This window comes from Streptomyces sp. DG2A-72, from assembly GCF_030499575.1.
GTDB lineage: Bacteria > Actinomycetota > Actinomycetes > Streptomycetales > Streptomycetaceae > Streptomyces.
In genome coordinates, this window is sequence record NZ_JASTLC010000001.1 from 8560087 (window position 1) to 8585795 (window position 25709).

Below are 25709 nucleotides of genomic sequence, written 5' to 3' on the forward strand. Positions count from 1 at the left end.
GGCCGGCATCACGGCGCATCGCTTCGCCGTCCTCCGCGAGTTTGAGCGTGCCGACGACCAGTCCGGCGGCCCCCGGCCGTTGCAGGTGCATGTGCGGCAGCGGGTGGCCGATGCCGATCTCGCGGGCCGGGGCGCTGGCGTAGTTCCGGCTCTCCGTGAGCGCCGCGGTGGCTGACAGCCCCAGCGAGCACCTGGCAAGGATTCCTGACACATCTCGGGGTGAGATGGGGGATGTCTCAGGGTCGGTTCGGGGACGGGCGCCGGGTACTCCCGCTGTCGTATGCGCCCGGGCGGTCGCGCTCATACGGTGTGGAGGTGACGACCTTCGACCGTCTGCCCGCGCGGCTGCGGGCGCTGCCGCCCGTTGCCGTGGACGTGCTAGTGGTGGGCGTCGTCGGCATGTTCACCGGGCCGGACGCGGCGGTGAACGAGCCGGAGTACCGGCAGGCGGACTGGCTGACCTGGCTGCTGCTGGCCGTCTCGCTGCTGGCGCTGCTGTGGCGGCGGCGGTGGCCGGTGCCGGTCGCGGTGGTCACCGGGGCGGCGTGTGCCGGATGGGCGCTGCATGGGCACATCGGAGAGCTGCTGAACCTGCCGACGATCGTGGCGCTGTACACCGTCGCCGTGCAGGGCGGCCGGCGGCGCACTCTGTGGACCGGGCTGGTCGCCGCGCTCACGTCGGGTGTGGTCGCGCTGTGGGTCGGCAAGGACGTGGTGAACCCGCAGGGGCTGCCGGTGCTGGAGATGCTCTGGCCGCTGGTGCCGCTGCTGCTCGGCGAAGTGGTCCGCACACGGCGGCAGTTGCTCGACGAGTACGCCGCCCGTGCCGCCCGCGCCGAAGCGGACCGCGAGCGGGAGGCGGCCCGCCGGGTCCGGGAGGAGCGGGTGCGGATCGCGCGCGAGCTGCACGACGTGGTCGCGCACACGGTCACGGCGATGACTGTCCAGGCGGGCGTGGCCCTGGAGACCTTCGACGCGCAGCCGGACATGGCCCGGCAGGCGATGCGGCAGGTCCGGGACTCGGGCAAGGGGGCAGTACGGGAGCTGCGGGCCACCGTCACCGTGCTGCGGGAACCGGAGGGCGAGGACGACCGGGTGGAGCCGGCGCCGGGCATCGAGCGGCTCGGCGAGCTGGTCGACCGGTTCGCGGGCGGCGGCATCGAGCTCACGCTCCGCGAGGAAGGGGCGTCGGACGGTGTGTCGTCGGTGGTGGGGCTGGCCGCGTACCGCATCGTCCAGGAGGCCCTGACGAACGTCGTCAAGCACTCCCGCGCCCGGCACGCGGCGGTCTCCGTCGTCCGGCAGAACGGCACGCTTGCGGTGGAAGTCATCGACGACGGCCCGCCGTCACCGCCACCGCACGAGGGCGGCTTCGGACTGGTCGGCATGCGGGAGCGCGCGGCAGCGGCCGGGGGCACGATCGACTACGGGCCGGTGCCCGGCGGGGGGTTCCGGGTCCGGGCGGTCCTGCCGACCGGCGAGAACGGAGAATGACGATGACCGTACGCGTGGTGCTCGCGGACGATCAGACCGTTGTCCGCGCGGGTTTCCGTGCCCTGCTGGATCTCACGGCCGACCTCGTGGTGGTCGCCGAGGCGGCCGACGGTGCACAGGCCGTCGAAGCCGTCCGTCTGACCCGGCCGGACGTCGTCCTGATGGACATCCGCATGCCCGGCGTCGACGGCCTCGAGGCCACCCGCCGTATCGCGGCCGACGCCGCGCTGGACGGCGTACGAGTGGTCATGCTCACCACGTACCAGGTCGACGCCTATGTCTTCGAGGCGCTGCGACACGGCGCGGCCGGTTTCCTGCTGAAGGACATCGAGCCGGACGAGCTGCGGGCGGCGATCCGCACGGTCGCCGCCGGACAGAGCCTCCTCGCGCCCGCCGTCACGCGCGCGGTGGTGGAGGAGTTCGCCCGGCTGAAGGGGCCGGAGGCGGCCGGCGTCGAACGCCTCGCCGTGCTCACCGAGCGGGAGCGAGAGGTGATGGCGCTGGTCGCGGCCGGGCTGAGCAACGAGGAGATCGGCAAGCAGCTGCTGATGAGCCCGCTCACCGCCAAGACCCACGTGAGCCGCGCGATGACCAAGCTGAGAGCACGGGACCGGGCGCAACTGGTGGTGCTGGCCTACGAGACGGGGCTGGTCAGGGCCGGGGAGCGGTGACCCTACTCCGCCGGGAGTAGCGGCCGACTCCCGGCGGCGGATGTCCGGAACGCCCCCGCTTCCTACCGTCGTCGGCATGATCGAAGCACGCGACCTCACCAAACGCTACGGGGACAGAGCCGCCGTCGACCACCTGACGTTCACCGTCCACCCCGGCAGGGTGACCGGCTTCCTCGGTCCCAACGGAGCCGGGAAGTCCACCACCATGCGGCTCGTCCTCGGCCTGGACACGCCCACCTCCGGCACGGTCACGGTGGCGGGGCGCCCATACGCCGAACTGCCCGCTCCCCTGCGCACGGTCGGCTCACTCCTGGACGCCAAGGGCGTGCACGGCGGCCGTACCGCCCACCATCACCTGGCCGGTCTCGCGGCGAGCAACAACCTCCCGCGCCGCCGGGTGGCGGAGGTCCTGGACCTGACCGGCCTGAGCAATGTGGCAGGACAACGGGTCAAGGGCTTCTCGCTCGGCATGGCCCAACGGCTCGGTATCGCGGCCGCGTTGCTCGGCGACCCGGAGGTGCTGCTGCTGGACGAACCGGTCAACGGCCTGGACACCGAGGGCATCCGCTGGATCCGCAACCTACTCAAGTCCCTTGCCGTACAAGGCCGTACGGTCTTCCTGTCCAGCCATCTGATGAGCGAGATGGAGCTCACCGCCGACCACCTGGTGGTGATCGGCCGCGGCAGACTGCTCGCCGACACCACGGTCCGCGACTTCATCGAGACCAACTCCCGCGCCCATACGCTCGTCCGCTCCCCGGAGCCGGAGAAGCTGCGCGACCTGCTGCAGGCCAGGGGCGCGACCGTACGCCTGGAAGCCCGGGGCGGCTGGCGCGTGGACGGCCTGGACGCGGCCACCATCGGCGACCTGGCCCGCGATCACGGAATCGCCCTTCACGAACTCACCGACACCCACTCCTCGTTGGAGGAGGTCTACACGGCCCTGTCCCAGGACTCGGCCGAGTACCGGACACGGCAGGAGGCCGTCCGATGACGACCCTCATCGATGCCCGGGCCGGGTTCCCGCAGGCCCTCTCCTACGAGTGGGTCAAGTTCCGCAGTGTGCGCTCCCTGGTGTGGACGACCCTCGCGACGGCCGCCGTACCCGTCCTGGGCGCGGTGTTCGTCGCCGCGACCGGGAGTCTGCAACCGGACGACACGGTCCTCGGCGGCAGCCTCTCCCTCACCGTCGTCGCCCAGATCCTGGCCGCCGTGACCGGCGCGCTGCTGATCACCGGCGAGTACGGCAGCGGCACCATCCGCACCACCTTCGCCGCCAACCCGCGCCGCGCGACCGTGCTGTCCGCGAAGGCGACCCTGATCGCGGCGGTCGCATGTGCCCTGGCCCTGCTCTCCTGCACACTCGCCTACCTGGTCGGCGACGCACTCCTCGAAGACGGCAAGTACGCCCAAGGGGAGCCGTGGCCCGCACTGTTCGGCGTCGCGGGCTCCTTCGCCGTGGCCGCGCTGCTGGGTCTCGCGGCAGGCACCCTCATCCGCCACTCCGCGGGCGCCGTCACCGCGGTCATCGCAGTCCTGCTCCTGCCGTCCCTCCTCGGCCCGCTCTTCGGTGACGCCCAGCGCTGGGTGGCCGGCCTCTCGCCGACGGCCGCCTTGCAGAAGCTCACCCAGACCTCGGACGCCACCGCCGAGACGGTCGGCAGCCTGGGCCCCTGGCCGTCCCTCCTTCTCGTCTCCGCCTGCACGGGGGCGCTGCTTCTGCTCGCGGCCGGAACGCTGCGCAAGCGAGACGCATGACGACGGCGCACGTACACACCCTTGTACGAAAGGAGACTTCGCCATGTCGTGGAGCCCCGCCCGTTTACGTCTACTCCTCGCCCTCGTGATCGCGGACCTCGTGCTGCTGGGAGTGGTGTCCGCCGACGCTCAGGAACTGCCCGAACTGCGTGATGTGCCGGTCGTGACGCTGGAAGGCCCTGTGGGGCGACCCGATCGCCCAGCGTGCCAACTGGCAGGCGCACGACCCCTCTTACCCGGCCGACCGGCTGCGCGCGAGTTCCACCGCTCGCTGCCGATGCTGCTGGGCGCCCTGCGCGAATGCTCAGGAGAATCTCATCCGCCCCCCATGGTGAAACCATGCGTCGGCCACAGTATGGTCAAGCCTTCAACAGGAGGGTGAGGTTCCGCACGCCGGGGGGTCAGGGAGGCACGGCAATGGTCTTGGTCGGGTCGGTCGGTCCGGGAGTGCGCCGGGTGGCGCGCGGGATGAGACGGCGCATACGCAGACTCGGCGAGCCTCCTGTGCCCGAGTCGGCCCATCGGCTCGTACCGGCCCCGGTGTTCGTCCTGTCCTCCGTCCGCTCCGGCTCCACCCTGCTGCGGGTCCTGCTCAACAGCCACCCGCAGATCCGCGCCCCGCACGAGATGCACCTGCGCACGCTCTCCGTCGACCTGAACAAGCCGTACACCAAGAAGGCGATGTCCGAACTCGAACTGGACCAGCGGGAGTTGGAGTACCTGCTGTGGGACCGCGTGCTGCACCGCGAACTCGTGCGCAGCGGCAAGCGGATCATCGTCGACAAGACACCCGGCAACGCGGGCGTCTGGGAGCGGCTGCACGAGGGCTGGCCCAAGGCCCGGTACATCTTCCTGCTGCGCCATCCCGCGTCGATGGTCAGCTCACTGATCACCAACCGTCCCGACCGCGATCCGGACGCGACCGTAAGGGAAGTGCGCGGCTACGTCGAGGCGGTCGAGGCGGCCCGCACCGCACTGCCCGGTCTCACCGTCCGCTACGAGGACCTGACCGAGCGGCCCGAGGCGGTCACCCGGGAGATCTGCGTCTACCTCGGCGTCCCGTGGACGCCGAGGATGCTCGACTACCGCAAGGGTGACCACGGCCCGTTCGTGCCCTTCATCGGCGACTGGAGCGAGAACATCAAGTCCGGGAAGATCCAGAAAGCGCGAGCGCTGCCGGACGCGGCAGACGTTCCGGCGGCGCTGCGCGACATCACCCGTGCCTGGGGGTATCCGTGTTGAGCGACATGTCCGACGTGAAGTACCGATGCACGTGCCCGGGAGCCACGGTGTGGGTCACCGGGCCGACGGCCGCCGACCGGCGCGGCGCCGCCTACGCGCTCGCCGAACGCCTGATGGCCGGACAGCGCCGGGTCGAGGTGCTCGACCGGCTCAACGGCCATGACACGGACCCCGAACGCATCGGCCTGATGGCCGAGGTACTGGCCCGCAACGGCATCGTGGCGATCGTGCCGTGCGCCGAGGAGGGCGTGGCGGCGGTGCGTGAACGCCACGCCGCGAGCGGCACGCGGTACGTCGAGGTGTGCGCCTGTGAGCGGGACTGCGCGGCGGAGACCGCGGAGGCGGTCCACGACCTGCTGACCGGGCGAGGGTGAGAAGAATTCCGCGCAGTCCCGCAGCCGTTACCGCCCCGTGCCCGGTGGCTGAGGCGCCTCCGGGGCGGCGGAGGTGGCGGTCTCCCCCTTGATCACACGGGGCGCTGTCCGCTCCTCGTCCGGTTTCTGGTCCTCCTTCAACGCCCGGCGCTCCGCCTTGAGGATGCGCGCCGCCTTGCCCGCGGAACGAGCCAGCTCGGGTCCCTTCCTGGCGGCCAGTACGGCGATGACGACGATGAGGATGACCGCGAGCTCACTCAGTCCGAACATGTGGATGCCGCCCCGGTCAGACGTTGACGCCGAAGTCGGTGGCGATGCCCGCGAGGCCCGAGGCGTAGCCCTGGCCGACCGCGCGGAACTTCCACTCGGCGCCGCCCCGGTACAGCTCGCCGAAGACCATCGCGGTCTCGGTGGCCGCGTCCTCGGACAGGTCGTAGCGGGCGATCTCGGCACCGCCGGCCTGGTTGACGACGCGGATGAAGGCGCCCCGGACCTGGCCGAAGCTCTGTCCGCGGTTCTCGGCGTCGTGGATGGACACCGGGAAGACGATCCGGTCGACCTCGGCCGGTACGCCCGCGAGGTTCACCTTGACGACCTCGTCGTCACCCTCGCCCTCACCGGTGAGGTTGTCGCCGGTGTGCTCGACGGAGCCGTCCGGGCTGGTGAGGTTGTTGTAGAAGACGAAGTGCCGGTCGGAAAGGACCTTGCCGGAGGTGTCGAGCAGCAGGGCGGAGGCGTCCAGGTCGTAGTCGGTGCCCGTCGTGGTGCGCACGTCCCAGCCCAGTCCGACCAGGACCGCGGTCAGACCGGGTACTTCTTTGCTGAGCGAGACGTTGCCGCCCTTGGACAGGGAAACACCCACTGTTTTCCTCCTGGTTGAGATTCCGGTCGAGGTTGCGGTCGCGGTTTCCTTCACCGTTTCGCCGTCGTAGAATCTACAGCATTGTAGAAATAATGAAAGGTGTGATCCGGACTCGAGGGCACCGTGTGATCCCCGGTGTCCTTACGATGGACCGCCCGTGGCGTGCGCGGCAGCGGAAGGGAGACAGGGCGTGACGGATCACCACCGTCCCCGGCGACGGGGGCAGGGCGAGCTGGAGGTGCAGGTCCTGGCTGCCTTGCGGGATGCGGACGGGCCTGCGACGGCGGGCTGGGTGCAGGAGCGGCTCGGCGGTGACCTCGCCTATACGACGGTGATCACGATCCTGACCCGGCTGCTGGCCAAGGGCGCGGTGACCCGGGAGCGTGCCGGACGGTCGTTCGCCTGGACACCGGCCTCGGACGAGGCGGGACTGGCCGCACGGAAGATGCGCAAGGTGCTGGACGGCGAGCAGGACCGCGAGGCGGTGCTGGCCAGCTTCGTCACCGCACTCGACCCCGATGACGAGCGGCTCCTGCGCGAACTGCTGGGTCAGCCGAAGGCCGAAGGGGAAGACTGAAGCCTCATGGGGGTGTTCGTCTTCCTGCCGCTGGTACTGCCGCTCACGGCCTGGCCGATCGCACGGCTGGCCGAGCACCATCTGCATCCGCGCATCGCCACCCGCCTGCTCACCGGCGTGGCCGGCGTCATGGCCCTGTGCAGCACGGTGTGTCTCGGCCTGCTGATGGTCGTCGGCACCGCCCAACTCCCCGGCAATCCGCTGCCGGACGGCTGGTCGGACCCCGAGGTGCGCGCGGCCGTCCCGTACGACGAGGTGGCGGGCAAAGCTGCCATCCCCGCGCTGATCGCCGTGGCCGTGGTGTGCGGCCGTACGCTGTGGCGCCACGGCCGGGTACGCCGCCGCGCCCACCGGGCCCTGGCCGGGCTGCCCGATACGGAGGTCGCGGTGCTGCTCGACGACGTGCCGTACGCGTACGCCCTGCCCGGCGGCACCCGTGATCGCATCGTGGTGACCACGGCATTGCTCTTAGGCCTCCAATCCGCCGAGCGGCGCGCCCTGTTCGCGCATGAACGGGCCCATCTCGCTGCCCGTCACCACAGATTCCTGCTGGTCGCACAGCTGGCGGCGCGCGCGAACCCGTTCCTGCGCCCCCTGCGTACAGCGGTGACGTACACGACCGAGCGCTGGGCGGACGAGGATGCGGCCCGCGTCATCGGCGACCGTCGGACGGTGGCCCACGCGATCGGCAAGGCGGCGCTCGTCTCCCGGGGCACCCCGATCCCCACGCTCGCGGGTCTCGCCTCCCCCGGACCGGTGCCGCGCCGGGTGGCGGCCCTCCTCGGGCCCGCCCCCGCGCCCCGCAGCTGGCCGTCCGTGTTCACAGCGGTGGGGGTGGCCGCGTGGACGGCGGCCGCGGGTACGGCCGTATCAGCACTGTCGTCCGCCAATTCGGCGGTGACGATGGCCCTCATCCTGCACGCGGCGACGCCGCTCTAGCCCCGGCAAGGGGCAGAGCGGCGTCGCCCACACTCGGAGACCTCAGAGTTCGAACTCGTGCGGCGGCAGGTCCAGCGCGAAGCACGCCTCGCGGACCACGGCCTGTTCGGTCTTGTCGAAATCGCCGTCGGCGCCGCCGATGACGATGCCGATCTGGATGACCGCCCGCGCCTCGGCGGGCTTCTTCTTCGCCTTGGCGACCTCCTGCAGCACGCTCACCTTGCCGAGGGCGAAGTCGGCGGTCAGCTTGTTGAGGTTGTCCTCGAAGCGCCGTTGCAGATCCGTGGCGTCGAAGTTCTGCAGCACCTCGTTGGTGGCGATCAGCTGGGCCACGCGCTGGCGCTCGGAGGGGTCGATGGTGCCGTCGGCGGCGGCGACCAGGGCGCACATCGCCATGCTCGCGTCGCGGAAGGCGCCGCTCTTGAGGTCGTTCTTCTTCGCCGTCAGCTGGGTCTGCATCGTCGATGCGGACTCTTTGATGCGGTCCCACAGGGCCATGAGAACTCCGTACGTGTCAGGAGGCGTGCCCGGACCGGCGCGGCCCGGGCAGCCGCAATCTTCTACAGCAATGTAGAAGATACATTGAATACGTCCGTCACGTGCGGAACATCCGGGACGGGCTCGCACGTTCTCTACAAGCGAGTAGAAGCCTAGAGTGGCTTACATCCACCCGACGTACCGAAAAGGAGCCAGAGTCCCACAATGGGTGAACCTCCCAGTACCGGCCGTGCCATGCCCTGCCCAGGTAACAGACTTGAGGGAACGGGGGTGGCACGGTGACCGAGGTCCTGCTGCTCCTGCTGGCCCTCCTCCTCACACTGGCCTGCGCCCTCTTCGTCGCCGCCGAGTTCTCGCTGACCACCGTCGAGCGCGGTGACCTCGAGCGGGCCGCCCAGGCGGGCGAGCGCGGCGCCGAGGGCGCGCTGAAGGCCGTACGCCGTCTGACCGTCCAGCTGTCCGGCGCCCAGCTCGGCATCACCGTCACGTCCCTGGTGATCGGCATGCTCGCCGAGCCGTCGCTCGCGGCGCTGCTGCGCGGCCCGCTGAAGGCGATCGGCCTGGGCGGTGCGGCGTCCACCGTCGCCACCTTGCTGGGCGTGGCCGTGTCCACCGTGGTGCTGATGGTGGTCGGCGAGCTGGTGCCCAAGAACTGGGCGATCTCCCGCCCGCTGGCCGTCGCCAAGGTGGTGGCGGGCCCGCAGCGCGGCTTCACCGCCGCCTTCGGCCCGTTCATCCGGCACCTGAACAACACCGCGAACCGTTTCGTACGCCGCTTCGGCCTGGAGCCCGCCGAGGAGCTGGCCTCGGCCCGCAGCCCCGAGGAACTGGTCGCGCTCGCCGAGCACTCCGCCGCCGAGGGCGCCCTGGAGGCCGACTCCGCCGAGCTGTTCGTGCGCACCCTGCACCTGAGCGAGCTGACCGCCGAGAACGTGATGACCCCGCGCGTCGACGTCAAGGCGCTCGAAGCGCACGCGACGGCCGCGGACGCCGCGAACCTGACCTACGCCACCGGCCTGTCGCGCTTCCCGGTCTACCGCGACAGCCTGGATGAGGTCATCGGCACCGTCCACATCCGCGACGTACTCGCGCTGGCGCCGGACAAGCGCGCGGTCACACCGGTCACCGAGCTGGCCACCGCGCCCCTGCTGGTTCCCGACAGCCTCACCGCCGACCGGCTGCTGCAGCGGCTGCGCTCCACCCGCACCATGGCCGTGATCATCGACGAGTACGGCGGTACGGCGGGGGTGGCGACGATGGAGGACATCGTCGAGGAGGTCGTCGGCGAGGTCCGCGACGAACACGACCCCGTCGAGGTGCCGGACCTGCAGTCCGCACCGGCCGCGGCCGACGGACGCGCGGCCTGGGAGGCGGACGGCTCCGTCCGCATCGACCAGCTCACCGCGATAGGACTGACGGCACCGGACGGCCCGTACGAGACCGTGGCCGGTCTGGTCGCCACCCACCTCGCGCGCATCCCCGCCAAGGGCGACGTCCTGGACCTGGACGACGGCTGGCGCCTGGATGTCCTCGACGTCGAACATCACCGCGCCGACCGTGTCCGTATCACCGCACCGGCCCGGGTGCCGGCCCAGGCGGGGGAGGAGACCCGATGACCGTCCTGCAACTCGCCATCGGCGCGCTCACCCTGCTGACCAACGCCTTCTTCGTCGGCGCCGAGTTCGCCCTGATCTCTGTCCGCCGCAGCCAGATCGAGCCGCGCGCGAAGGAGGGCAGCACCCGGGCCCGGATGACCATGTGGGCCCTGGAACACCTCTCCGCGATGATGGCCACCGCCCAGCTCGGCATCACCGTCTCCTCGCTGGTGCTGGGAGCCGTCGCCGAACCGGCCATCGCGCACCTGCTGGAACCCGGTTTCGAGGCGGCCCACATCCCGCACGGCCTGGTGCACCCGATCGCGTTCGTCATCGCGCTGACTGTGGCGACGTATCTGCACATGCTGATCGGCGAGATGGTCCCGAAGAACATCGCGCTGGCGGCACCGGTCCCGACCGCGCTGCTGCTGGGCCCGCCGCTCGTCGCTCTCACCCGCGCGCTGCGCCCGTTCGTGTTCGGCATCAACACCTTCGCGAACATGCTGTTGAAGCTGCTGCGGGTGGAACCGAAGGACGAGGTGGAGTCGGTCTTCACCGACGACCAGCTCGCCCGCATGGTCGTCGACTCCAGTGCGGCCGGGCTGCTCTCGCCGGCCGACGGCGAACGGCTGCGCAACGCGCTGGAACTGGGTACCCGCCCGGTCGGCGAGATCCTCGTCCCGGCGCAGCAGATGCGCACCGTGGACCACACCATCACCCCGGCGCGGCTGGAACGGACTGCCGCCGAAGCGGGCTACTCCCGCTTCCCGGTCACCGGTGCGGACGGCACGCTGCTCGGGTACCTGCACATCAAGGACACCCTGGGCATCGCCGACCGCGACCAGCCGTTCCCGCGCGGCACACTGCACCCGGTCACCCGCGTCCGCATCGACACCCCGCTGGACGACACCCTCACCGCCCTGCGCGCCGACGGCAGCCACCTCGCCGCGGTCACCGGCGAGAAGGGCGCCGTCCTCGGCTTCGTGACGATGGAGGACGTGCTGTCGGAGCTGGTCGGACCGGCACCCGCGACCGCCTGACCAAGGGCTCGTCCGGGTGGTCAACCAACTGACCTTGGAAACCTCTTCTGCTGACGCGACGAGACGTGCGTCAGATGGTCACCACGAGCTTGCCCCTGGGGTGCCCCTGCTTCAGATGACGGATGGCCGCGGGTGCCTCGGAGAGGGGGTATGCGCGGTCGATGGCCGGAGTGATCCGGCCCTTCTCGGCGAGGTCTTTCAGGGTCAGGAGGTCCTCTTGGCGGCTGAGGGAGATGAGGTTGCGGAGGTTCTGGGCGATGAAGGGCGAGAGCAGGACGGCACGGAGGCCACGGCTCATGCCGCCGAAGAAGCCGCTTCCTCCCTCGCCGCCGACGATGACGAGGGTGCCGCGCGGCGTGAGGGCTCGGCGGAGTACGGGCAACGGCCGAAGCCCCGCGTTGTCGATGATGACGTCGTAGCGGTGCGGGTCGTTGTCGGTGATGTCCTCGCGCGTGTAGTCGATGACGTGGGTGGCGCCGAGGGACCGGACGAGATCCGCGCCGGCGGGGCCGCAGACACCGGTGACCTCGGCGCCGTACATCGTGGCGAGCTGGACCGCGTACGTTCCGACGCCGCCGGACGCGCCGATGACGAGGACCCGCCGACCGGGCTGGGGGCGGGACTTGCCGCTGAGGGCCTGGAGGGCGGTCATGCCGGAGACGGGGAGGGCGGCGGCCTGCTCGAACGTGAGGGTGGCGGGCTTGAGCACGATCTTGTCGGCCTTGGCCCGCGCGTACTCCGCGAACGAGCCCTCGCAGTTGCCGAACACCTCGTCCCCCGGTTTGAATCCGGTCACCTTGGCCCCGACCGCCTCGACCCGCCCGGCCCCGTCCCAGCCGCGCACGGGATTCTTGGGCTTGCGAAGTCCGAGCGCGACCCGGGCCACGTACGGCCGCCCGGTCATCAGGTGCCACACCTCGGGCCCCACCCCCGCGGCACGCATCTCGACGAGCACCTCGTCGTCGCGGGGTACGGGCCGCTCGATGTCACGCAGTTCCAGCAGATCTTCCGACCCGTATGCATCCTGAACGATCGCCTTCATGACATGGCCCCCCTTTTGCCGGCCCCGACACCGCATGTCCCGGTTGCGCTGAGCGTCTTGGTCGCATCGAGCGTGTCCCGAGCATCCCGGCGGCTCGAACGCCTGACCAGATTCCTGAGTACGGTCTTGGGGCCGGGCGCGATGAGTTTCCCTACGGCGGACGCCCGACAGCCTGATTGCCGCCGCGGCGATGCCGACACCAACAGCCGATCACACCGTCCGCAGAGCAGTTCAGCCGGCCATGCTCTGGGGCTGGTGGAGGCGGGTCGCGGTGTGGACGAACTGGGCGACATGGTGCCTGCGTGAGCCCTCGAACCAGGCGATCGCGATCGTGTAGGGGGTGGCGTCGGTGACAGGTCGGTAGGCGATGTCCGTGCGCGGGTTGGCCTCGGCCAGGGACTGTGGAATCAGTGCGACGGCCTGTCCGAGGGCTACGACTTCGATCAGCTGGCTGGGGTCGCTGACCAGTGGCCCGGGCGGGGCGGCCTCGGTCTCGGAGATACCGGACGGGTTTCGCGCGGCGGGGCGGTCACGCCCGGACCAGTACGCGTGTTCTGCCGGTGTCATCCGCGGCCAGTGCGGTACCGGCTCGTCCTCCAGGTTGCGGCAGCGCAGTTCGTCATGCTGGGCGAGCGGGTGGCCGGCCGGCAGGGCCGCGACTCTGCGTTCGGCGGTCAACGGCTCGACGTCGAGCCCGCGTTGGTCGAAGTAGGAGCTGAGCAGCGCCATGTCCGCCCGTCCGTCGCGGACCATTTCCGCCTGGCCACGGTAGCCGCTGACCACGATCTCGACGCGGGCGGCGCCGGGCAGTGCGGTGTAGGCGTCCACGATGCGTCGGAGCATGCCGGTGGCGATGCCCGGCTTGGCGGTCACCACCAGCGTGGGCGTGGTCAGTGCGGCGCGGTGGGCCCTGCGGGTGACCCCGGCGAGCACATCGAGTGCAAACCGTGCCTCGTCGAGCATGCTCTTGCCGAAGTCGGTCAGCGCGACCCGGTGGGTGTTGCGGTCGAACAGGTCGGCGCCGAGGCGCCGTTCCATCTGGCTGATGGCCCGCGACAGCGGAGGCTGCGCCATGCCGAGGCGCTTGGCGGCGCGGGAGAAGTTGAGTTCCTCGGCCACTGCGACGAAGTAGCGCAGTTCACGCACGTCCAGGCCCTCCATACCCACAGAGTATAAGCCCGGATCGCATCGGTCTTTCCGTCCGAACCGTCGCCGGTGCTGAGGTGGGGGCAGGGCGAGCGTCGAAGCCACCGGGCCCACGCCAGACGAAGGGGAACGTCATGAATCTTCCGAACCGCCGGCTATCGGGCGAGAACGCGCACCGTCTCGCCACCGACATCGGCCTTCTGTTACTGCGCCTCGCGGTCGGCGCCGTTTTCATCGCGCACGGTTGGGGCGACGCGTCCCAGGACGGTGGAGCGGGCACGAACGTCGCGAACTACCGGGACGCCGGTATTCCGTTGCCGGAGTTGAGTGCCTGGTTCGGTGCCTACATGCAGTTGATCGGCGGGATCGTGGTCCTGCTCGGGGCGCTCACCAGGCTGATCGGTGCCGGTTTCGCGGTGGTGATGGCCGGCGCTTTGGTCTTCGTGCATCGCGGTGAGCCCTTGGTCATGGGTCAGGACGGCAGCGGCTCCGGGTTCGCGTTCATCATGCTCGCGGCCTCCCTCGCGCTGCTGGGTACGGGCGGGGGCCGGTTCAGCGTCGACCGGGTGTTCGCCGGTTGGCAGACCCGCTCCGGCCGTTCCGCACGTGTCGGAGCCACTCGGTGACGCCTGAGTTCTTCGCACGGGCCGCCCGTGCCGTGGCGCTGATCACCGGCGCCGTGCTGGCGGTGGCCGCGTGCACCGGCGGAGGTGACACCGGGACGGGCACCGGTACCGGCGCCACGACGTCCGTACCTTCGGCGCAGGGCGGTGACGACCTGCTGGCCAGGCTGCGGGACGGCGGCTTCACGGTCGTCATCCGGCACGCCGCCACAGACCAGTCCCGTCCGGACGATCCCGCCGTCGACCTGGACGACTGCTCCACCCAACGCAATCTCTCCGGCGAGGGGCGCGCCGACGCACAGGCGATCGGCAACGCCATCAGCCGGCTGGACATCCCCGTCGGAGAAACCTGGGCCAGCCCGTACTGTCGCAGCAGGGACACCGCCCAACTGGCCTTCGACCGATTCGAGGTGGTGCATGGCCTCGAACGGCTCTACCCCGAGCGGGATGAGCAGGCCGACCGGCGTCTGAACCAGCGCATCCAGGAGCGGGCGCCTGAGGCGGACGAGCCGAACCTGATCATCGTCAGTCATGGGGTCTACCCGAGCGTGCTGGCCCCCGCGGTCACGCTCGGCGAGGGAGAAGCGGCTCTCTATGCCCGCGCGGACAACGGATTCGAACTGGTCGACCGGGTCGATCCGAGCGGATGGGACGAACTCGGTCCGGAGGCAGCCGCGCTGAGCGCCGGCCCGGCGCGGGCGGCGGACAGCGTGGTCTCGCTGGAGGGGCCGGACGGCACCGGATCGGCGTTCCGCGTCGCCGTGCCCGGCATCCTGGTGACCAGCGCCCAACTGGTCGCGAACGCGCGCGAGGTCACCGTGGTACAGCCGGACGGAAGTCGGCTCACGGCACGAGTGCTCGGCCGGGAACGCGATGTCGACATCGCCGCGTTGCGCGTGGCGGACGACTCGGGCCTGCCGCCGCTGCACTCCGGTTCCGGCCTGTCCGAGGCTCGCACCGGGGACCGGGCGTTCGCGATCGGCGCCTCCGGTGCGGTGACCGCCGGCTCCATCCGCGCGCTGGGCGACCCCGTGCCGGTGGACGGCGGCGGCGAACTGGAGGCGATCCACATCGACGCGGAAGTGCCCCGAGGCAGCGCGGGCGGGCCATTGGTCAACGAGGACGGCGACGTGCTCGGCGTGCTCACCATGGCGGCCGGTGCGAGCGAGGGCGGCGTCGCGATCCCTGTCGACGTCGCGCGCAACGCCGCACTGGGAATCGTGCGCGGCAACTGACTGCAAGAAACCAGTCGCACATCACTACGAGTTGGAGGGACGTCATGTCACGAGCGCACATCGAGCGGAGAAGGGTCCTCGGAGCCGGAGGAGTCCTCGCGGCCGGAGCGGCCGTCGGGGTCGGCAGCGGACTGCCGGCCGGAGGGGCCGCGGCGGCGGAAACAGCCGTGAGCCCGACAGCGGCGCGCGGCGACCGGAAGGTCGTGCTGATCACCGGCACCAGCAGCGGCTTCGGCCACCTGAGCGCGCTCACCCTGGCCCGCGCGGGACACCACGTCTTCGCCTCCATGCGCGACACGAACGGCGCGAACGCCGAAGTGGCCCGGCGGCTGCGCAGCACCGCGACCAAGGAGTCGCTCGCCCTCGACGTCGTCGACATCGACGTCCGGCACGAGGCCTCGGTCGAGCACGGCGTGGGCAGGGTCCTGCGGCGCGTCGACCGGATCGACGTCCTGGTCAACAACGCCGGCTACTTCTACCCCGCGCTCCTGGAGACGATGACCATCGACGACGTGCGCGCGATGTTCGACACCAACGTCTTCGGCCACCTGCGGATGAACCGCGCGGTGCTGCCCGCGATGCGGGCGCAGGGCGAGGGCCTGGTCGTGCAGACCACCACCGCACTCGGCCGGTTCGTCTTCCCCTTCATGGGCGCGTACGTCGGGACGAAATGGGCCATGGAAGCCATGGCCGAGGCCAGCCGCTACGAGCTGAGGCGGCTCGGGGTGGACGTGGTCATCCTCGAGCCCGGCGCCTACAACACCGATCTGGTCGATCCCAACGGCGTTGGGTACTACCGGCGGTATCTCCACCGCCTCAGCCGCGAGGACGCCCGGCGCCGCGCCGCGTACGGCGACCTCGCCCGGCGCACCGAGGGGCACCTCGTCGAAGAGCCCGGCCTGCCCGACAACCAAGAGGTCGCCGACGCGATCGCCTCCCTGATCGAGACCCCGAGCGCCGAGCGGCCCGTACGCCTGCTCGTCGCGGGCGCGGCGGACTTCCTGGGCGAGGTGCACGGCGTGCACGAGCGTTTCCAGCGCGAGGTCATGGAGGGCTCCGGATTCGGGGACCTCCTGTAACCCCGGGGGGCCGGGCGACCGGGCGGTGCTCACCAAGGTTCGTCGTTCGGTCCGACCATCAACGCGGCATCCTGTCCAAGCTCTCCTCTCATTCTGGAAGCGGCCGTCGATGACAAGCGGCTTGCCGGGAACCCTATGCACGCGAATTCTGTGCGGTGGCCCAAGGCACCACAGGAGCGACGCGAGGCTTGGCCGTTGGAGAGGGCGCTTCGAGTCCGCCACGTCATCAATCCGCGCAACCGGACAGCCGGGGAGGTTGTCGACATGCCCTCCTCTGTGGCCGAGGAGGGGAAGCGTCACCTGGAAACCCGCGTTGGCCAAGGCGGGAATCATCCCGCAGCGCGCCAAGGGAGCAAAGGACTGGCAGTGGGAGGCAGCGCCGAAGGGCGGTGGCTTGGGCTCTCCTCGTCGGCGATCACCCCCGTTACTATGCTCACTTCATGCCGGAGGCCGGAGCCGCTGTTGGGTTTCTCCGAGGTCGACGTGGATTGCGAGGTCAATGAAGTGGGTGGCCTGCGTCTGCTATGGCGGCTTCCCAGCGGATGCGCTTCTGTCCGTGCCCTCCGTCCCCGCGACCGACCTCGCCACCACGGCCGACCGGCCCGCCCGGAGGGCGCTCCGGCCGAGTGCTCCCGGCCGGAGCCCGCGCATTCGTCGCCGAGGTGACGGACGGACGGGTGTGAACCCCGTCGGATTGTCGATGATTGTCGATGTAACGACAAAAACTGACCCCCGCCGATAGGCTCGGACAATCTGTCACCGACTAGCCCATGGGGGTCTCGTGACACAACGCCCGCTCGCCGGATCATTCAGAGGGTTACGCCGTATCGCGGTCCTCACCGCACTCGCCCTGACCGTCCCACTGACGGCCACCACCGCCGAGGCACACAGCGGTGTGGAGGCCGCCCCGGGCAATCCCGTCATCGCCTGGAACATCCACGCCCAGACCGCCATCCACGACACCGCCAAGCAGTCGCCCACCACCAGCACCCGCAGCTTCGCCATCGTGCAGGGCGCCGTGTACGACGCGGTCAACGCCGTCGCCGGCCGTCCGTACGAGCCCCTGGTCAGCGCGCCCCGCAGCCGCCCCGGGGACTCCACCGCCGCGGCGGTGGCCGCGGCCGCCCACGACACGCTGCTGTGGCTTTTCCCCGGGCAGGCCGAGTCGCTGAAAGCCCGGTACGACGAGGCGCTGGCCGCGATCCCCGACGGCCGCGCCGAGGACGGCGGGGTGGCCGTCGGCAGGGCCGCCGCCGCGGCGATGACCGAGAGCCGCCGTGACGACGGCTTCGACCCCACCGCGCCGTGGACCGTCGGCACCGAGCCGGGCGAATACCGGCTCACCCCGCCCGGCTACGTCGGCGTCGGCGCCTGGGTCCCGAACCTGAAGCCGTTCGTCGTCCCCGACGCCGGCGCCTACCGGGTCAAGCCCCCGCCGGCCCTGACCGGCGCCGCCTGGGCCCGCGACCTGAACGAGGCCAAGAGCCTCGGCGCGGCCACCAGCACCGTCCGCACCGAGGACCAGACCGAGGCGGCGATCTGGTGGGACGACCCCCGGATGGTCGAATGGTCGATCACCCGGCAACTCGCCGACGCGCACCGCCTCAGCAGCCTCCGGACGGCCCGGCTGCTCGCCATGGTGTACGTGGCCTCCGCCGACACCCTGATCGCCTGCTACAAGGCCAAGGCGCACTGGAACTTCTGGCGCCCAGTGACGGCCATTCCGCTCGCCGGCGCCGACGGCAACGCGGCCACCGATCCCGACCCGGACTGGACGCCGCTGCGGGTCACCGCCCCGTCGCCGGAGTACCCGTCGGGCCACGCCTGCTTCACCACGGCGGTCATGACGGCCCTGGGGTCGTTCTTCGGCCGAGACGACCTCACGTTCGCCGCGTACAGCCCCGCCTCCGGCACGACCCGCCACTACGACAGCCTTCAGGCGGCGACAGCCGAACTCCTGGAGGCGCGAATCTGGGCCGGCGTGCATTACCGCTTCGCCTCCGAGCACGGGCACCGGCTCGGGCTGGCGGTCACCCTCGACGTCCTGAACCGCGCCTTCCAGCGGCGCTGACGCGGCCGTCCCTTCCACCACCGCCGGGAGGACAGCTCGGGACAGCACCGACACCGGCGCCCTGGCCCGTCGCCTCGAAGCCGACAGATACCGCTTACGGCCGGTCCGTCGCCGTATCCGGTCATGCTGCCTGGTTGTTGCGGGCAGGGTGCGACACTGAGCCAACGGAGTTCCTCGTGCGACAGAAGGATCTTGGTCGATCTCCTGCCTATGGGGAACTCCGTTGCCGCGTGGGGCTTTCGCCGGACAATCACCCCAAATCGGGGCAGAGTTCACAGAGTTAGAGCCCTTACAGACTCGCTCCCCAACCCCCGCCACCTGCGGTAACACGCTAAGTAACCGGAATTGAGAGCTGGTCGCACTTCTCGACCAGGCCGAGGGCGACCGTGGGACGGCCTTCGCGGAGCGGCTGAAAAGCCTCGCCAATGAGCAGGGTGCATCGTGAATTCGCAGGTCACGGGTCTGGTCTGAATGACGACTCGGGTACTCGTGCCGGTCGGTGGCCGATGACCATGGTGTAGATCATCGGACAGGTCCGGTTCCGGCGGGGTGCCGGGTTCGGCTGCGCCCGTGATCGACCTCCGCCTACGATCCGTCAGCAGGTCGGCACGCCACGAGACCGTGGGAGGCTGCGGAGCTGCAAGAGCGGCAGTGGATCACCGCTCGCCGGAGCGAACTGGACGCCCTTGCCGAGCAGTTGGCCAAGCAGCTTCAGGAAGTCCAGGTCGAGCGGGACGAACTGGCGATCGCGGATCGGGTGTTGAACCGTCTGGCCGAGCAGGCCCAGGCCCAGGCCGACGCCGAGGCTGTCGCTCCGGTATCGGCGCAGGTGGCCGGGCGGGCGGTCCTGCTCATCCCGCACCGCAGCGACGCGGACAACGAGGGTGCGCTGCCCGGCGACTCCCGCAGGATCCTGGGCGATCGTGCGGGAGGCCGACGGCCCGGTGCAGGTCAGGGCGGTCGGCGAGCGGCTGGGCCTGAACACCTCGGTGCGCGGCAAGCTGGAGCCGCTGCGCGCGAAGATGACCAAGCTCGCCGACCGCGGCCGGCTGCACAAACGGCCCGACGGGCGCTTCACCGCACGTCCGTGAATGCGTGAGCGAGCCGTAACTGGTGGGCCCCCGGCGGGTGTCCGCGCTGGCCGGTGTGGAGATCGTGCAGGAGACCGAGGTACGGGGCCTGTTGGGGTGGTCTGGAGCGGTCAGCGGCGTGCGCGTCGGCGGGGCTCGCGACGCCGGTCACGCGGAGCGTGAGATCGACGCGGATCTGGTGATCGACGCCGGCGGGCGGGCGTCCCGCTCGCTGAGCCGGCTCGAGGAGCTCGGCCACCCGCGGCCGCCGCAGTCCCGGGTGGCCGCGGACGTGGTCTACCTGACGCGGCGCTATCGGGCGCGGAACAACCCGCCGCGCGCCGTGGTCGTGCCCCACCCGGGGAGCCCGCGCGGCGCCGCGATCGTCCATGAGGAGAATCAGCAGGTCGCCCTGGTGCTGTTCGGCCTGCTCGGCGCCGACCCGCCCGCCGACGAAGCAGGCATGCTGGCGTACGCCGAGAGCCTCGGCAGCGACGAGATCGTCTCGCTGGTCCGGGACGGCCTCCCGCTCGGTGAGCCGGTGAAGATGCGCTACCCGGCCAGCGTTCGTCAGCACCCGGAGCGGATGGCGCCACCGCCGCCCGGTTTCCTGCTGCTGGGCGACGCGATGGCCTCCTTCAACCCCACCTACGGCCAGGGCATCACCACCGCCGCGCTGCAGGCGCGCCTGCTGCAGACCCTGCTGGTCGACGGCGCCGACCGGCTGCCGGAACGGTTCTACCCGCCGGCCGCCAAGATCATCAACGGTGCCTGGGAGGCCTCCACCGGCAGCGATCTCCGCTTCCCGGAGGTTGACGGCCCACGGCCGCCGCTGTCCGGCCTCGTCAACCGCTACCTCGACCGCTTCCGCGCCGCGGCCGCGGTGGACCCGCGGCTCGCGCACGACTTCCTCCGGGTGAGCAACATGCTCGCACCGGCCAGCAGCCTGCTGTCACCGAAGCAGGCCCTGCGGATGCTGACCACGAAGAGCTGAACACCGGACCACCTCAGGAGAGCCCGATGCCGGAGATTCCGTCCAGCGATGTCGACCTTTACACCGAGGAGGCGCGTACCGACCCGTACGAGATCTATGCCGAACTCCGCCGCCTCGGACCAGTGGTTCATCTGTCGCGTTACGACCTCTATGCGCTGTCCCGCTATGACGACGTGCGCGGCGCGCTGAACGACTGGCAGACGTTCTCCTCGGCGCGCGGAGTGTTCGTCGACCCCGAGGTGAACGCTCAGCTGGAGGGGATCACCCTGTGCAGCGACCCGCCGGAGCACACGGCGATGCGCTCGGTGCTCGGGCGTCCGCTGCGACCGGACCGGATACGTGAGGTGACGCCGCGGATCGAGGCGGAGGCCGAACGGGTCGTCAAGCGGCTGGTCGACCGGGGGCGGTTCGAGGTCGTCACCGAGCTGGCCGAGTATCTGCCAATGACCGTGGTGTCGGATCTGGCCGGGCTCGGTGATCACGGGCGGGCGAAGATGCTCGAGTGGGCCGCGGCGATCTGGAACACCCAGGGCCCCGCCGACGACCGGGCCGCCGCGGCCGGCCCGGCGGTCGCGGAGTTCATGGAGTACGCCGCGACCACTGCCGTCCCCGGCAGGATCGACCCGGACGGATGGGCGGCGCAGCTCTACGCGGCCGCCGATCGCGGCGAGCTTCCGCGGGACAAGTGCCCGATGATGATGCTCGATTACGTCACCCCGAGTCTGGACACGACGATCCTCGCGATCACCAACGCGATCGCCCTGTTCGCCGAGCATCCGGACCAGTGGCGCCGGCTGCGCGAGGACCGTTCCCTGATCCCGCATGCGATCAACGAATCACTCCGGCTCGAATCCCCGGTCCCGCAGTTCAGCCGCGTGCTGACCGATGATCACGAGATCGGCGGCGTTCCGCTGCCCGCGGGATCCCGGGTCGCCCTCCTCTTCGCCTCCGCCAACCGGGACGATCGCCACTGCCCGGACCCGGACCGCTTCGACATCACCCGCCCGTCGGACATCTCGCGTTCGGCCGGGGCGAGCACGTCTGCGTCGGCCTGCATCTGGCCCGGCTGGAGATGACCGCGCTCCTGGAGCAGCTGGCCGACCGGGTCACCCGCTTCGAGATCCAGCACAGCCGGCCGCTGATCAACAACGGGCTTCGCGGTCTGGACCGCCTGGCTGTCGTGGTCGAGACCGGCCGGTGATGCGCCCGGTTCAGTCACGCGCCGTGGGAACCGTGAACGACGGGGGCCGCGCGGCCAGTTTCGTCGTCGTGTACGCCTTCACGTAGGTGTCGAGGTACGGCGAGCGCTTGCCCTCGGTGGGCCGGTCGTCGGCAGGGTCGTCGACGGAGAGGCTGAGGCGTGCGTCGGTCACCTTGATGCGGTCACCGGTCGGGGTGTCGATCCACGCGCCGTCCTGGACGGTGCCGATCTCGACGGCCAGGGAATGCCCCGCCGCGAGCCGCCAGTCGGTCGACTTGAGGTCCACGGCCACCAGCCCGGAGGCGTCCGCGAGGGCGACCTGCTGGTCGAACATGACGGCGGAGCCGTCCGGTGCGACGTCGTACAGCTTGGCCATGACGTTGCCGATGCCCTCGGTCTCCATCCGGATCCTGGGGGTGCCGGTGACGCGGACGGCGTGCTCGATCGGCTCGGACCACGTGAGGATGCTCGCCGAGCCGCCGGGCTCGCCCCGGTCCACGAAGGACCCGTCGCGCAGCGGTACGTCGGCGGACCGGTCCGAGAGGGGCCAGGTGTCCTGGGAGCGCCAGGTTCCGGTGCTGTCCTGGATGGCGTAGGCCGGGTAGTCGGTCGTGGGGTCGATGCCCTTGAGCTGCTGGTCGTAGAAGGACATCACCTCCTTGAACCAGCCCGCGCGACCCATCTGCAGCCGCCCGTCCTCGGTGCGTTCGTTGCCGCGCACGTGGTCCCACTGGCCGAGCCAGCCGCGCTCGGTGCCCTGGTGGCCCGCGAGGTACTCCTGCATCGCCTCCGGCGTGGTGTTCGACTCGATGAAGCCCTGGGTGAAGAACAGCGGGGTGTCGCTGCCCTCGGCCTGCTTCGCCAGGTCGCGCTGCCGCCAGTACGGGTCCTCGGGGTCGGGCTTGAGGTTGTTGTCCGTGTTGTAGGCGGTGCATTCCGGGTGCTTCAGCTCGTACTGGTTGTTCTTCCGGTAGCGCTTCTGGTCGTCGGGCAGCGGCGGCAACTGCGCGATCTGGTTGTACGTGTTGGGGGCGAGGGCGCCGCCGAGCTTCGGGATCCGGTTGGAGCGGATCAGGCGGTACATGTCCCAGACGGGTTCCTGGGCGACGACGGCCTTCAGCGCGTCCTGGTCCAGGTTGTTGCCGACCAGGGCGGTCGTCGCGTCGTACGACTTGCCGTACATGCCCACTTTGCCGGTGGACCACGGCTGTTTCGCCGCCCAGTCGATCGCCGCCTTGACGTCGGCCTGTTCACCCTTGCCCATGTAGTCGAGGCAGCCGCTGGACCCGCCGAAGCCGCGCAGGTCCACCTGCACCAAGGCGTAGCCCCGCTCGAACAGGTCGCCGCCCTCGGCGAGGTCCTTGAAGCGTGCGGACGGGCCGGTCTTCTTCCACTTCTCGTCCGTGAGCTCTCCAGAGTGCCCGAAGTAGGCGCCGACGGAGAGGATGACGGGCACCTTCTCGCCCCGGGGCAGCTCTTCCGGCAACAGGACGTCGGCGTGCAGCTCGGTGCCGGAGCCGTCCGAGGACGGGAAGTAGTGCTGGGTCCACGCCGCGCCCTTGGGAACACGCTCGTTGTCGCTGTGCGTCACCGCGTCATCGGCGGCGGATGCCGCGGGGGCGGCGGACGGTGCCGCGCCGGCGGAAGCGATGTGGGCGCCGGCCAGCGCCAGGACAGCGACGGTGGCGGTGGCGGTGGCCCGTGCAGTGGCTGCGGGCAGGGGGATCTTCTTCATGGTCTCCTCCGGAGATGGGTGTGGCAGCGTGTCGTCGCGGTACGGTCAAGGCCGCTGGACGAGCCGCTTGGTCGACCGGCGGAACGCCCAGAAGACGACCAGCAGGGCCGGCGCGAGCAGTGGCGCGCCCATGCCGACCTTGGCAACGGCCAGCCGGCCCGTGGAGTCGTTCTCGTACAGCCACAGCTGCACGCCGAACCGGGCCGCGAACAGGACGGCGAGGGTGGCGGTGGCGACGTCGTGCGCCAGCACGCTGGGACGGTCGTTTCGCCACGGGTGCCGGTTGCCGTGCAGCGCGTTCCACAACAGGCCGGTCAGCGGCCTGCGGGCCGGCAGGGATACGGCCGTGAGCACCGCGCCCGCGCAGCTCGCCCAGATCCCGATCAGAAAGAACCCGCCCGCCGAGCCGGTCCATGCCGCGACACCGCCCGCGGCCGCGACGCCGAAGAGACCGCCGCCCGCCGCGGTGAACGGCTCCCCCCGCGCCATCCGCCACACGGTGATCAGCAGGGCCACCGCGAGTGCGATGCCGATCGCGAGCGGCAGCCCGAGAGCGGCATTCGCGGCGACGAAGGCCGCGATCGGGATCGCCGAGTACGTCATCCCCTTCGTACCGCCGAGCTGGTCGAGGAGCCTCTGCTGCGCCTGGCTCTGCCGGGCGGGCTCAGCGGGTGTCGGCTGGGCGAAGGTGGGTCCGGCCGTTTCGGTGCCGTGGTGCTCGGTCATGGCGTCTCCTGGGTCGTCGCGAATCCGTGCCGTCGGTGCGCTGAGAACCAGGAGAAACTGTGCCGTCGCGGCACGGTCAAGCCCGTTGGGAAGGGACGGAGGGGCGCTTGACCATGCCGCGACGGCATGGTTTCGAATGGCGTGAGCAACGGCCGCGCGCCGAACCGCCAGGAGTCGAACGGAGTGCGAAGCAATGGCATGGAGCACGCGTGAGATCGCCGAGCTCGCGGGCACCAGCCTGCGGGCCGTACGCCACTACCACGAGGTCGGCCTGCTCGATGAGCCGGAGCGCCGGGCCAACGGCTACAAGCAGTACACCGTGGCCCACCTCGTCCGGCTGCTGCGCATCAAGCGCATGGTCGACCTGGGGTTCCCCCTCGCCCAGATCGCGGAGATGGGCACGGCCGACGATCACCCGGAGGAAGCTTTGCGTACGCTCGACGCGGAATTGGCCGCCACCATCGAACGGTTGCAGCGGGCCAGGATGGAACTCGGTCTCATCCTGCGCAAGTCGGTGCCGACCGACCTGCCCCTGGAGTTCGCCTCGGCGGCGGCGCCCGAAACCCCGATGTCCGAGACGGATCACTCGTTCGTCACTGTCATGAGCACCGTGCTCGGCCCGAAGGGCACGGCGGCCTACGCCGGCCTGATGAAGAACCCCGTCATCGATCCGGCCGGCGCGGCGTTCGAGGAGCTGCCACCCGACGCCGACGAACAGACCCGCGCCGACGTCGCCGAACGCCTGGTCCCCTTCGTGCAGTTGCTGCAGCGACAGCACCCCGGCTTGAGCACCCTGCCCGCCGACGCCCCCAAGGGCGAGGCCTTCGCCAAGAAGACCATCGGCAAGGCCGTCCAGGACATCTACAACGACGCCCAGGTGGACGTCCTCCGCCGCCTGAGCATCCTGCTCAAGGAAGCACGGCAGACCACGGAACAGCCGGGCGGCACAGGACGGCCCGGGGGCACGCCTTAGCCGCGCACCTGGAGCGCTCCGTGTTCACCGACGCGCTGGAGTCTGTACGGCGGCTCGGGCCGGCTGACACCCGACCGCGATATCTTCTTCCGGCGTTCCCGGGGACGCGTCCGCAAGCCCGGCAGCCAGGAGGAGACATGGGCAAGGTGGCCTGGGGGTTCACGTGCTCGATCGACGGCTTCATCACAGGGCCGGGCCACGACATGAGCTGGATGTCCGCGGCGGAACCACTGGCCGACGGCACCACGGAGCGCATGGCAGGCGAGGTCGCGGTCATCATCTCCGGCCGGGCCGGCTACGACGCGGCGAAAGCGCAGCAGGACGAGCGGGACGAGACGACCTCCGAGGCCTACGGCGGCGCGTGGTCCGGCACGGAGTTCGTCCTGACCCACCGTCCGGAGGAGCTCGCCGACGACCAGGCGGTCATTCCGCTGAACTGCGACATCGTGGAGGCGATCCGTCGCGCTCAGGCAGTCGCCGGCGACCGGGACGTGCAGATCATCAGTGCCGACATCGCCCGCCAGGCGCTTGAGCACGACCTCATCGACGAGCTGCAGGTCTTCGTCGCCCCGGTCTTCCTCGGCGACGGCGTGCGCATCTTCGACGTCCCCGGCGGGCGCCGGATCGACTGGGAACTGGTCGAGATCTTCACGGACAGCCCCCGCACCTTCGGCCGCATCTACCGCCCGAAGGACCGCTAGCGGCGTTCCTCCCCCTTCAGGCGTCGGGCTGCCGGCCCTGGTTGTCGAGGTGGCAGCGGGCGG

The 25709-nt window shown here is 70.6% G+C and carries 26 protein-coding genes and 3 pseudogenes; 20 read left to right on the forward strand and 9 right to left on the reverse strand.

Annotated elements, in window-relative coordinates; genetic code table 11:
- Window positions 1-13 precede the first annotated feature (13 nt).
- Window positions 14-166, reverse strand: a pseudogene (locus tag QQY66_RS40700) (ArsR family transcriptional regulator); the annotation flags it as partial.
- Window positions 167-315: 149 nt separating this feature from the next.
- Between QQY66_RS40700 and QQY66_RS40705 the strand changes: the two are divergent.
- From QQY66_RS40705 to QQY66_RS40720, 4 genes are all read left to right on the forward strand, one after another.
- Window positions 316-1494, forward strand: a complete 1179-nt coding sequence (locus tag QQY66_RS40705; RefSeq protein ID WP_301985425.1) for a sensor histidine kinase — start codon at window positions 316-318, stop codon at window positions 1492-1494.
- 2 nt (window positions 1495-1496) lie between these two features.
- Window positions 1497-2165, forward strand: coding sequence for a response regulator transcription factor (locus QQY66_RS40710; protein ID WP_301985426.1), 669 nt, complete (start codon window positions 1497-1499; stop codon window positions 2163-2165).
- Window positions 2166-2241: 76 nt separating this feature from the next.
- The gene (locus tag QQY66_RS40715; protein WP_301985427.1) at window positions 2242-3159 is read left to right on the forward strand and encodes an ATP-binding cassette domain-containing protein; all 918 of its coding nucleotides are present in this window, start codon (window positions 2242-2244) and stop codon (window positions 3157-3159) included.
- Window positions 3156-3923 carry an ABC transporter permease subunit gene (locus tag QQY66_RS40720; RefSeq protein WP_301985428.1) on the forward strand — a complete coding sequence of 256 codons (768 nt, stop codon included), beginning with the start codon at window positions 3156-3158 and terminating at the stop codon, window positions 3921-3923. Before QQY66_RS40715 ends, QQY66_RS40720 begins: the two co-directional genes overlap by 4 nt.
- Window positions 3924-3993: 70 nt before the next feature.
- Here QQY66_RS40720 and QQY66_RS40725 read toward each other — a convergent pair whose 3' ends face one another.
- Window positions 3994-4134, reverse strand: a complete 141-nt coding sequence (locus tag QQY66_RS40725; RefSeq protein WP_301985429.1) for a hypothetical protein — start codon at window positions 4132-4134, stop codon at window positions 3994-3996.
- A gap of 257 nt (window positions 4135-4391) precedes the next feature.
- Here QQY66_RS40725 and QQY66_RS40730 point away from each other — a divergent pair, with 257 nt between their 5' ends.
- Window positions 4392-5165, forward strand: a complete 774-nt coding sequence (locus QQY66_RS40730) for a sulfotransferase (RefSeq protein WP_301985430.1) — start codon at window positions 4392-4394, stop codon at window positions 5163-5165.
- Window positions 5166-5170: 5 nt separating this feature from the next.
- Window positions 5171-5539, forward strand: a complete 369-nt coding sequence (locus QQY66_RS40735; RefSeq protein WP_301985431.1) for a hypothetical protein — start codon at window positions 5171-5173, stop codon at window positions 5537-5539.
- 27 nt (window positions 5540-5566) lie between these two features.
- On the opposite strand, the gene QQY66_RS40740 is transcribed toward QQY66_RS40735, so the two are convergent.
- Window positions 5567-5809 (reverse strand): twin-arginine translocase TatA/TatE family subunit, encoded by a 243-nt coding sequence (locus tag QQY66_RS40740; RefSeq protein ID WP_301985432.1) that lies wholly within the window; start codon window positions 5807-5809, stop codon window positions 5567-5569.
- Between the two features lie 16 nt (window positions 5810-5825).
- A complete protein-coding gene (locus QQY66_RS40745; protein WP_301985433.1) occupies window positions 5826-6401 on the reverse strand; it encodes a TerD family protein in 576 nt (191 codons plus the stop codon).
- A 190-nt stretch (window positions 6402-6591) separates the two neighbouring features.
- On the opposite strand from QQY66_RS40745, the gene QQY66_RS40750 reads away from it, so the two are divergent.
- On the forward strand, window positions 6592-6978 hold the full coding sequence (locus QQY66_RS40750; protein ID WP_301985434.1) for a BlaI/MecI/CopY family transcriptional regulator: 387 nt from the start codon (window positions 6592-6594) through the stop codon (window positions 6976-6978).
- 6 nt (window positions 6979-6984) lie between these two features.
- On the forward strand, window positions 6985-7917 hold the full coding sequence (locus QQY66_RS40755) for a M56 family metallopeptidase (RefSeq protein WP_301985435.1): 933 nt from the start codon (window positions 6985-6987) through the stop codon (window positions 7915-7917).
- Window positions 7918-7959: 42 nt separating this feature from the next.
- Here QQY66_RS40755 and QQY66_RS40760 read toward each other — a convergent pair whose 3' ends face one another.
- Window positions 7960-8415, reverse strand: a complete 456-nt coding sequence (locus QQY66_RS40760; protein ID WP_301985436.1) for a tellurite resistance TerB family protein — start codon at window positions 8413-8415, stop codon at window positions 7960-7962.
- A gap of 278 nt (window positions 8416-8693) precedes the next feature.
- Between QQY66_RS40760 and QQY66_RS40765 the strand changes: the two genes are divergently transcribed.
- Together QQY66_RS40765 and QQY66_RS40770 are read left to right on the forward strand one after the other, a co-directional pair.
- A complete protein-coding gene (locus QQY66_RS40765; protein WP_301985437.1) occupies window positions 8694-10031 on the forward strand; it encodes a hemolysin family protein in 1338 nt (445 codons plus the stop codon).
- Complete coding sequence (locus QQY66_RS40770; protein WP_301985438.1) at window positions 10028-11050, forward strand: hemolysin family protein; 1023 nt, start codon at window positions 10028-10030, stop codon at window positions 11048-11050. Before QQY66_RS40765 ends, QQY66_RS40770 begins: the two co-directional genes overlap by 4 nt.
- A gap of 70 nt (window positions 11051-11120) precedes the next feature.
- Here QQY66_RS40770 and QQY66_RS40775 read toward each other — a convergent pair whose 3' ends face one another.
- Together QQY66_RS40775 and QQY66_RS40780 are read right to left on the reverse strand one after the other, a co-directional pair.
- Entirely contained in the window at window positions 11121-12092 is a 972-nt protein-coding gene (locus QQY66_RS40775; protein ID WP_301985439.1) for an NAD(P)-dependent alcohol dehydrogenase, read from the reverse strand.
- Window positions 12093-12323: 231 nt separating this feature from the next.
- Window positions 12324-13253, reverse strand: a complete 930-nt coding sequence (locus tag QQY66_RS40780; protein ID WP_301985440.1) for a LysR family transcriptional regulator — start codon at window positions 13251-13253, stop codon at window positions 12324-12326.
- Window positions 13254-13372: 119 nt separating this feature from the next.
- On the opposite strand from QQY66_RS40780, the gene QQY66_RS40785 reads away from it, so the two are divergent.
- The 8 genes and pseudogenes from QQY66_RS40785 (at window position 13373) to QQY66_RS40825 (ending at window position 21511) form a co-directional block, all read left to right on the forward strand.
- Window positions 13373-13864 carry a DoxX family protein gene (locus tag QQY66_RS40785; RefSeq protein WP_301985441.1) on the forward strand — a complete coding sequence of 164 codons (492 nt, stop codon included), beginning with the start codon at window positions 13373-13375 and terminating at the stop codon, window positions 13862-13864.
- The gene (locus QQY66_RS40790) at window positions 13861-15096 is read left to right on the forward strand and encodes a trypsin-like peptidase domain-containing protein (RefSeq protein ID WP_301985442.1); all 1236 of its coding nucleotides are present in this window, start codon (window positions 13861-13863) and stop codon (window positions 15094-15096) included. The genes QQY66_RS40785 and QQY66_RS40790 overlap by 4 nt, the downstream gene beginning before the upstream one ends.
- Window positions 15097-15140: 44 nt before the next feature.
- The gene (locus QQY66_RS40795; protein WP_301985443.1) at window positions 15141-16175 is read left to right on the forward strand and encodes an SDR family oxidoreductase; all 1035 of its coding nucleotides are present in this window, start codon (window positions 15141-15143) and stop codon (window positions 16173-16175) included.
- A 781-nt stretch (window positions 16176-16956) separates the two neighbouring features.
- Window positions 16957-18246 (forward strand): vanadium-dependent haloperoxidase, encoded by a 1290-nt coding sequence (locus QQY66_RS40800; RefSeq protein WP_301985444.1) that lies wholly within the window; start codon window positions 16957-16959, stop codon window positions 18244-18246.
- A gap of 637 nt (window positions 18247-18883) precedes the next feature.
- Window positions 18884-19337, forward strand: a pseudogene (locus QQY66_RS50610) (hypothetical protein).
- 22 nt (window positions 19338-19359) lie between these two features.
- A complete protein-coding gene (locus tag QQY66_RS40815; RefSeq protein WP_301985447.1) occupies window positions 19360-20310 on the forward strand; it encodes an NAD(P)/FAD-dependent oxidoreductase in 951 nt (316 codons plus the stop codon).
- A 698-nt stretch (window positions 20311-21008) separates the two neighbouring features.
- Window positions 21009-21346, forward strand: a pseudogene (locus tag QQY66_RS40820) (cytochrome P450); the annotation flags it as partial.
- Window positions 21347-21382: 36 nt separating this feature from the next.
- The gene (locus QQY66_RS40825) at window positions 21383-21511 is read left to right on the forward strand and encodes a hypothetical protein (RefSeq protein ID WP_301987792.1); all 129 of its coding nucleotides are present in this window, start codon (window positions 21383-21385) and stop codon (window positions 21509-21511) included.
- Window positions 21512-21521: 10 nt separating this feature from the next.
- Here the strand turns inward: QQY66_RS40825 and QQY66_RS40830 are convergent, their stop codons facing one another.
- Both QQY66_RS40830 and QQY66_RS40835 read right to left on the reverse strand, forming a co-directional pair.
- The gene (locus QQY66_RS40830) at window positions 21522-23246 is read right to left on the reverse strand and encodes a CocE/NonD family hydrolase (RefSeq protein ID WP_301985448.1); all 1725 of its coding nucleotides are present in this window, start codon (window positions 23244-23246) and stop codon (window positions 21522-21524) included.
- A 45-nt stretch (window positions 23247-23291) separates the two neighbouring features.
- On the reverse strand, window positions 23292-23972 hold the full coding sequence (locus QQY66_RS40835; RefSeq protein WP_301985450.1) for a DUF3159 domain-containing protein: 681 nt from the start codon (window positions 23970-23972) through the stop codon (window positions 23292-23294).
- Between the two features lie 193 nt (window positions 23973-24165).
- Between QQY66_RS40835 and QQY66_RS40840 the strand changes: the two genes are divergently transcribed.
- Together QQY66_RS40840 and QQY66_RS40845 are read left to right on the forward strand one after the other, a co-directional pair.
- Window positions 24166-24945, forward strand: coding sequence for a MerR family transcriptional regulator (locus tag QQY66_RS40840; RefSeq protein ID WP_301985451.1), 780 nt, complete (start codon window positions 24166-24168; stop codon window positions 24943-24945).
- A 137-nt stretch (window positions 24946-25082) separates the two neighbouring features.
- Complete coding sequence (locus QQY66_RS40845; RefSeq protein ID WP_301985452.1) at window positions 25083-25646, forward strand: dihydrofolate reductase family protein; 564 nt, start codon at window positions 25083-25085, stop codon at window positions 25644-25646.
- Window positions 25647-25709: the final 63 nt, after the last annotated feature.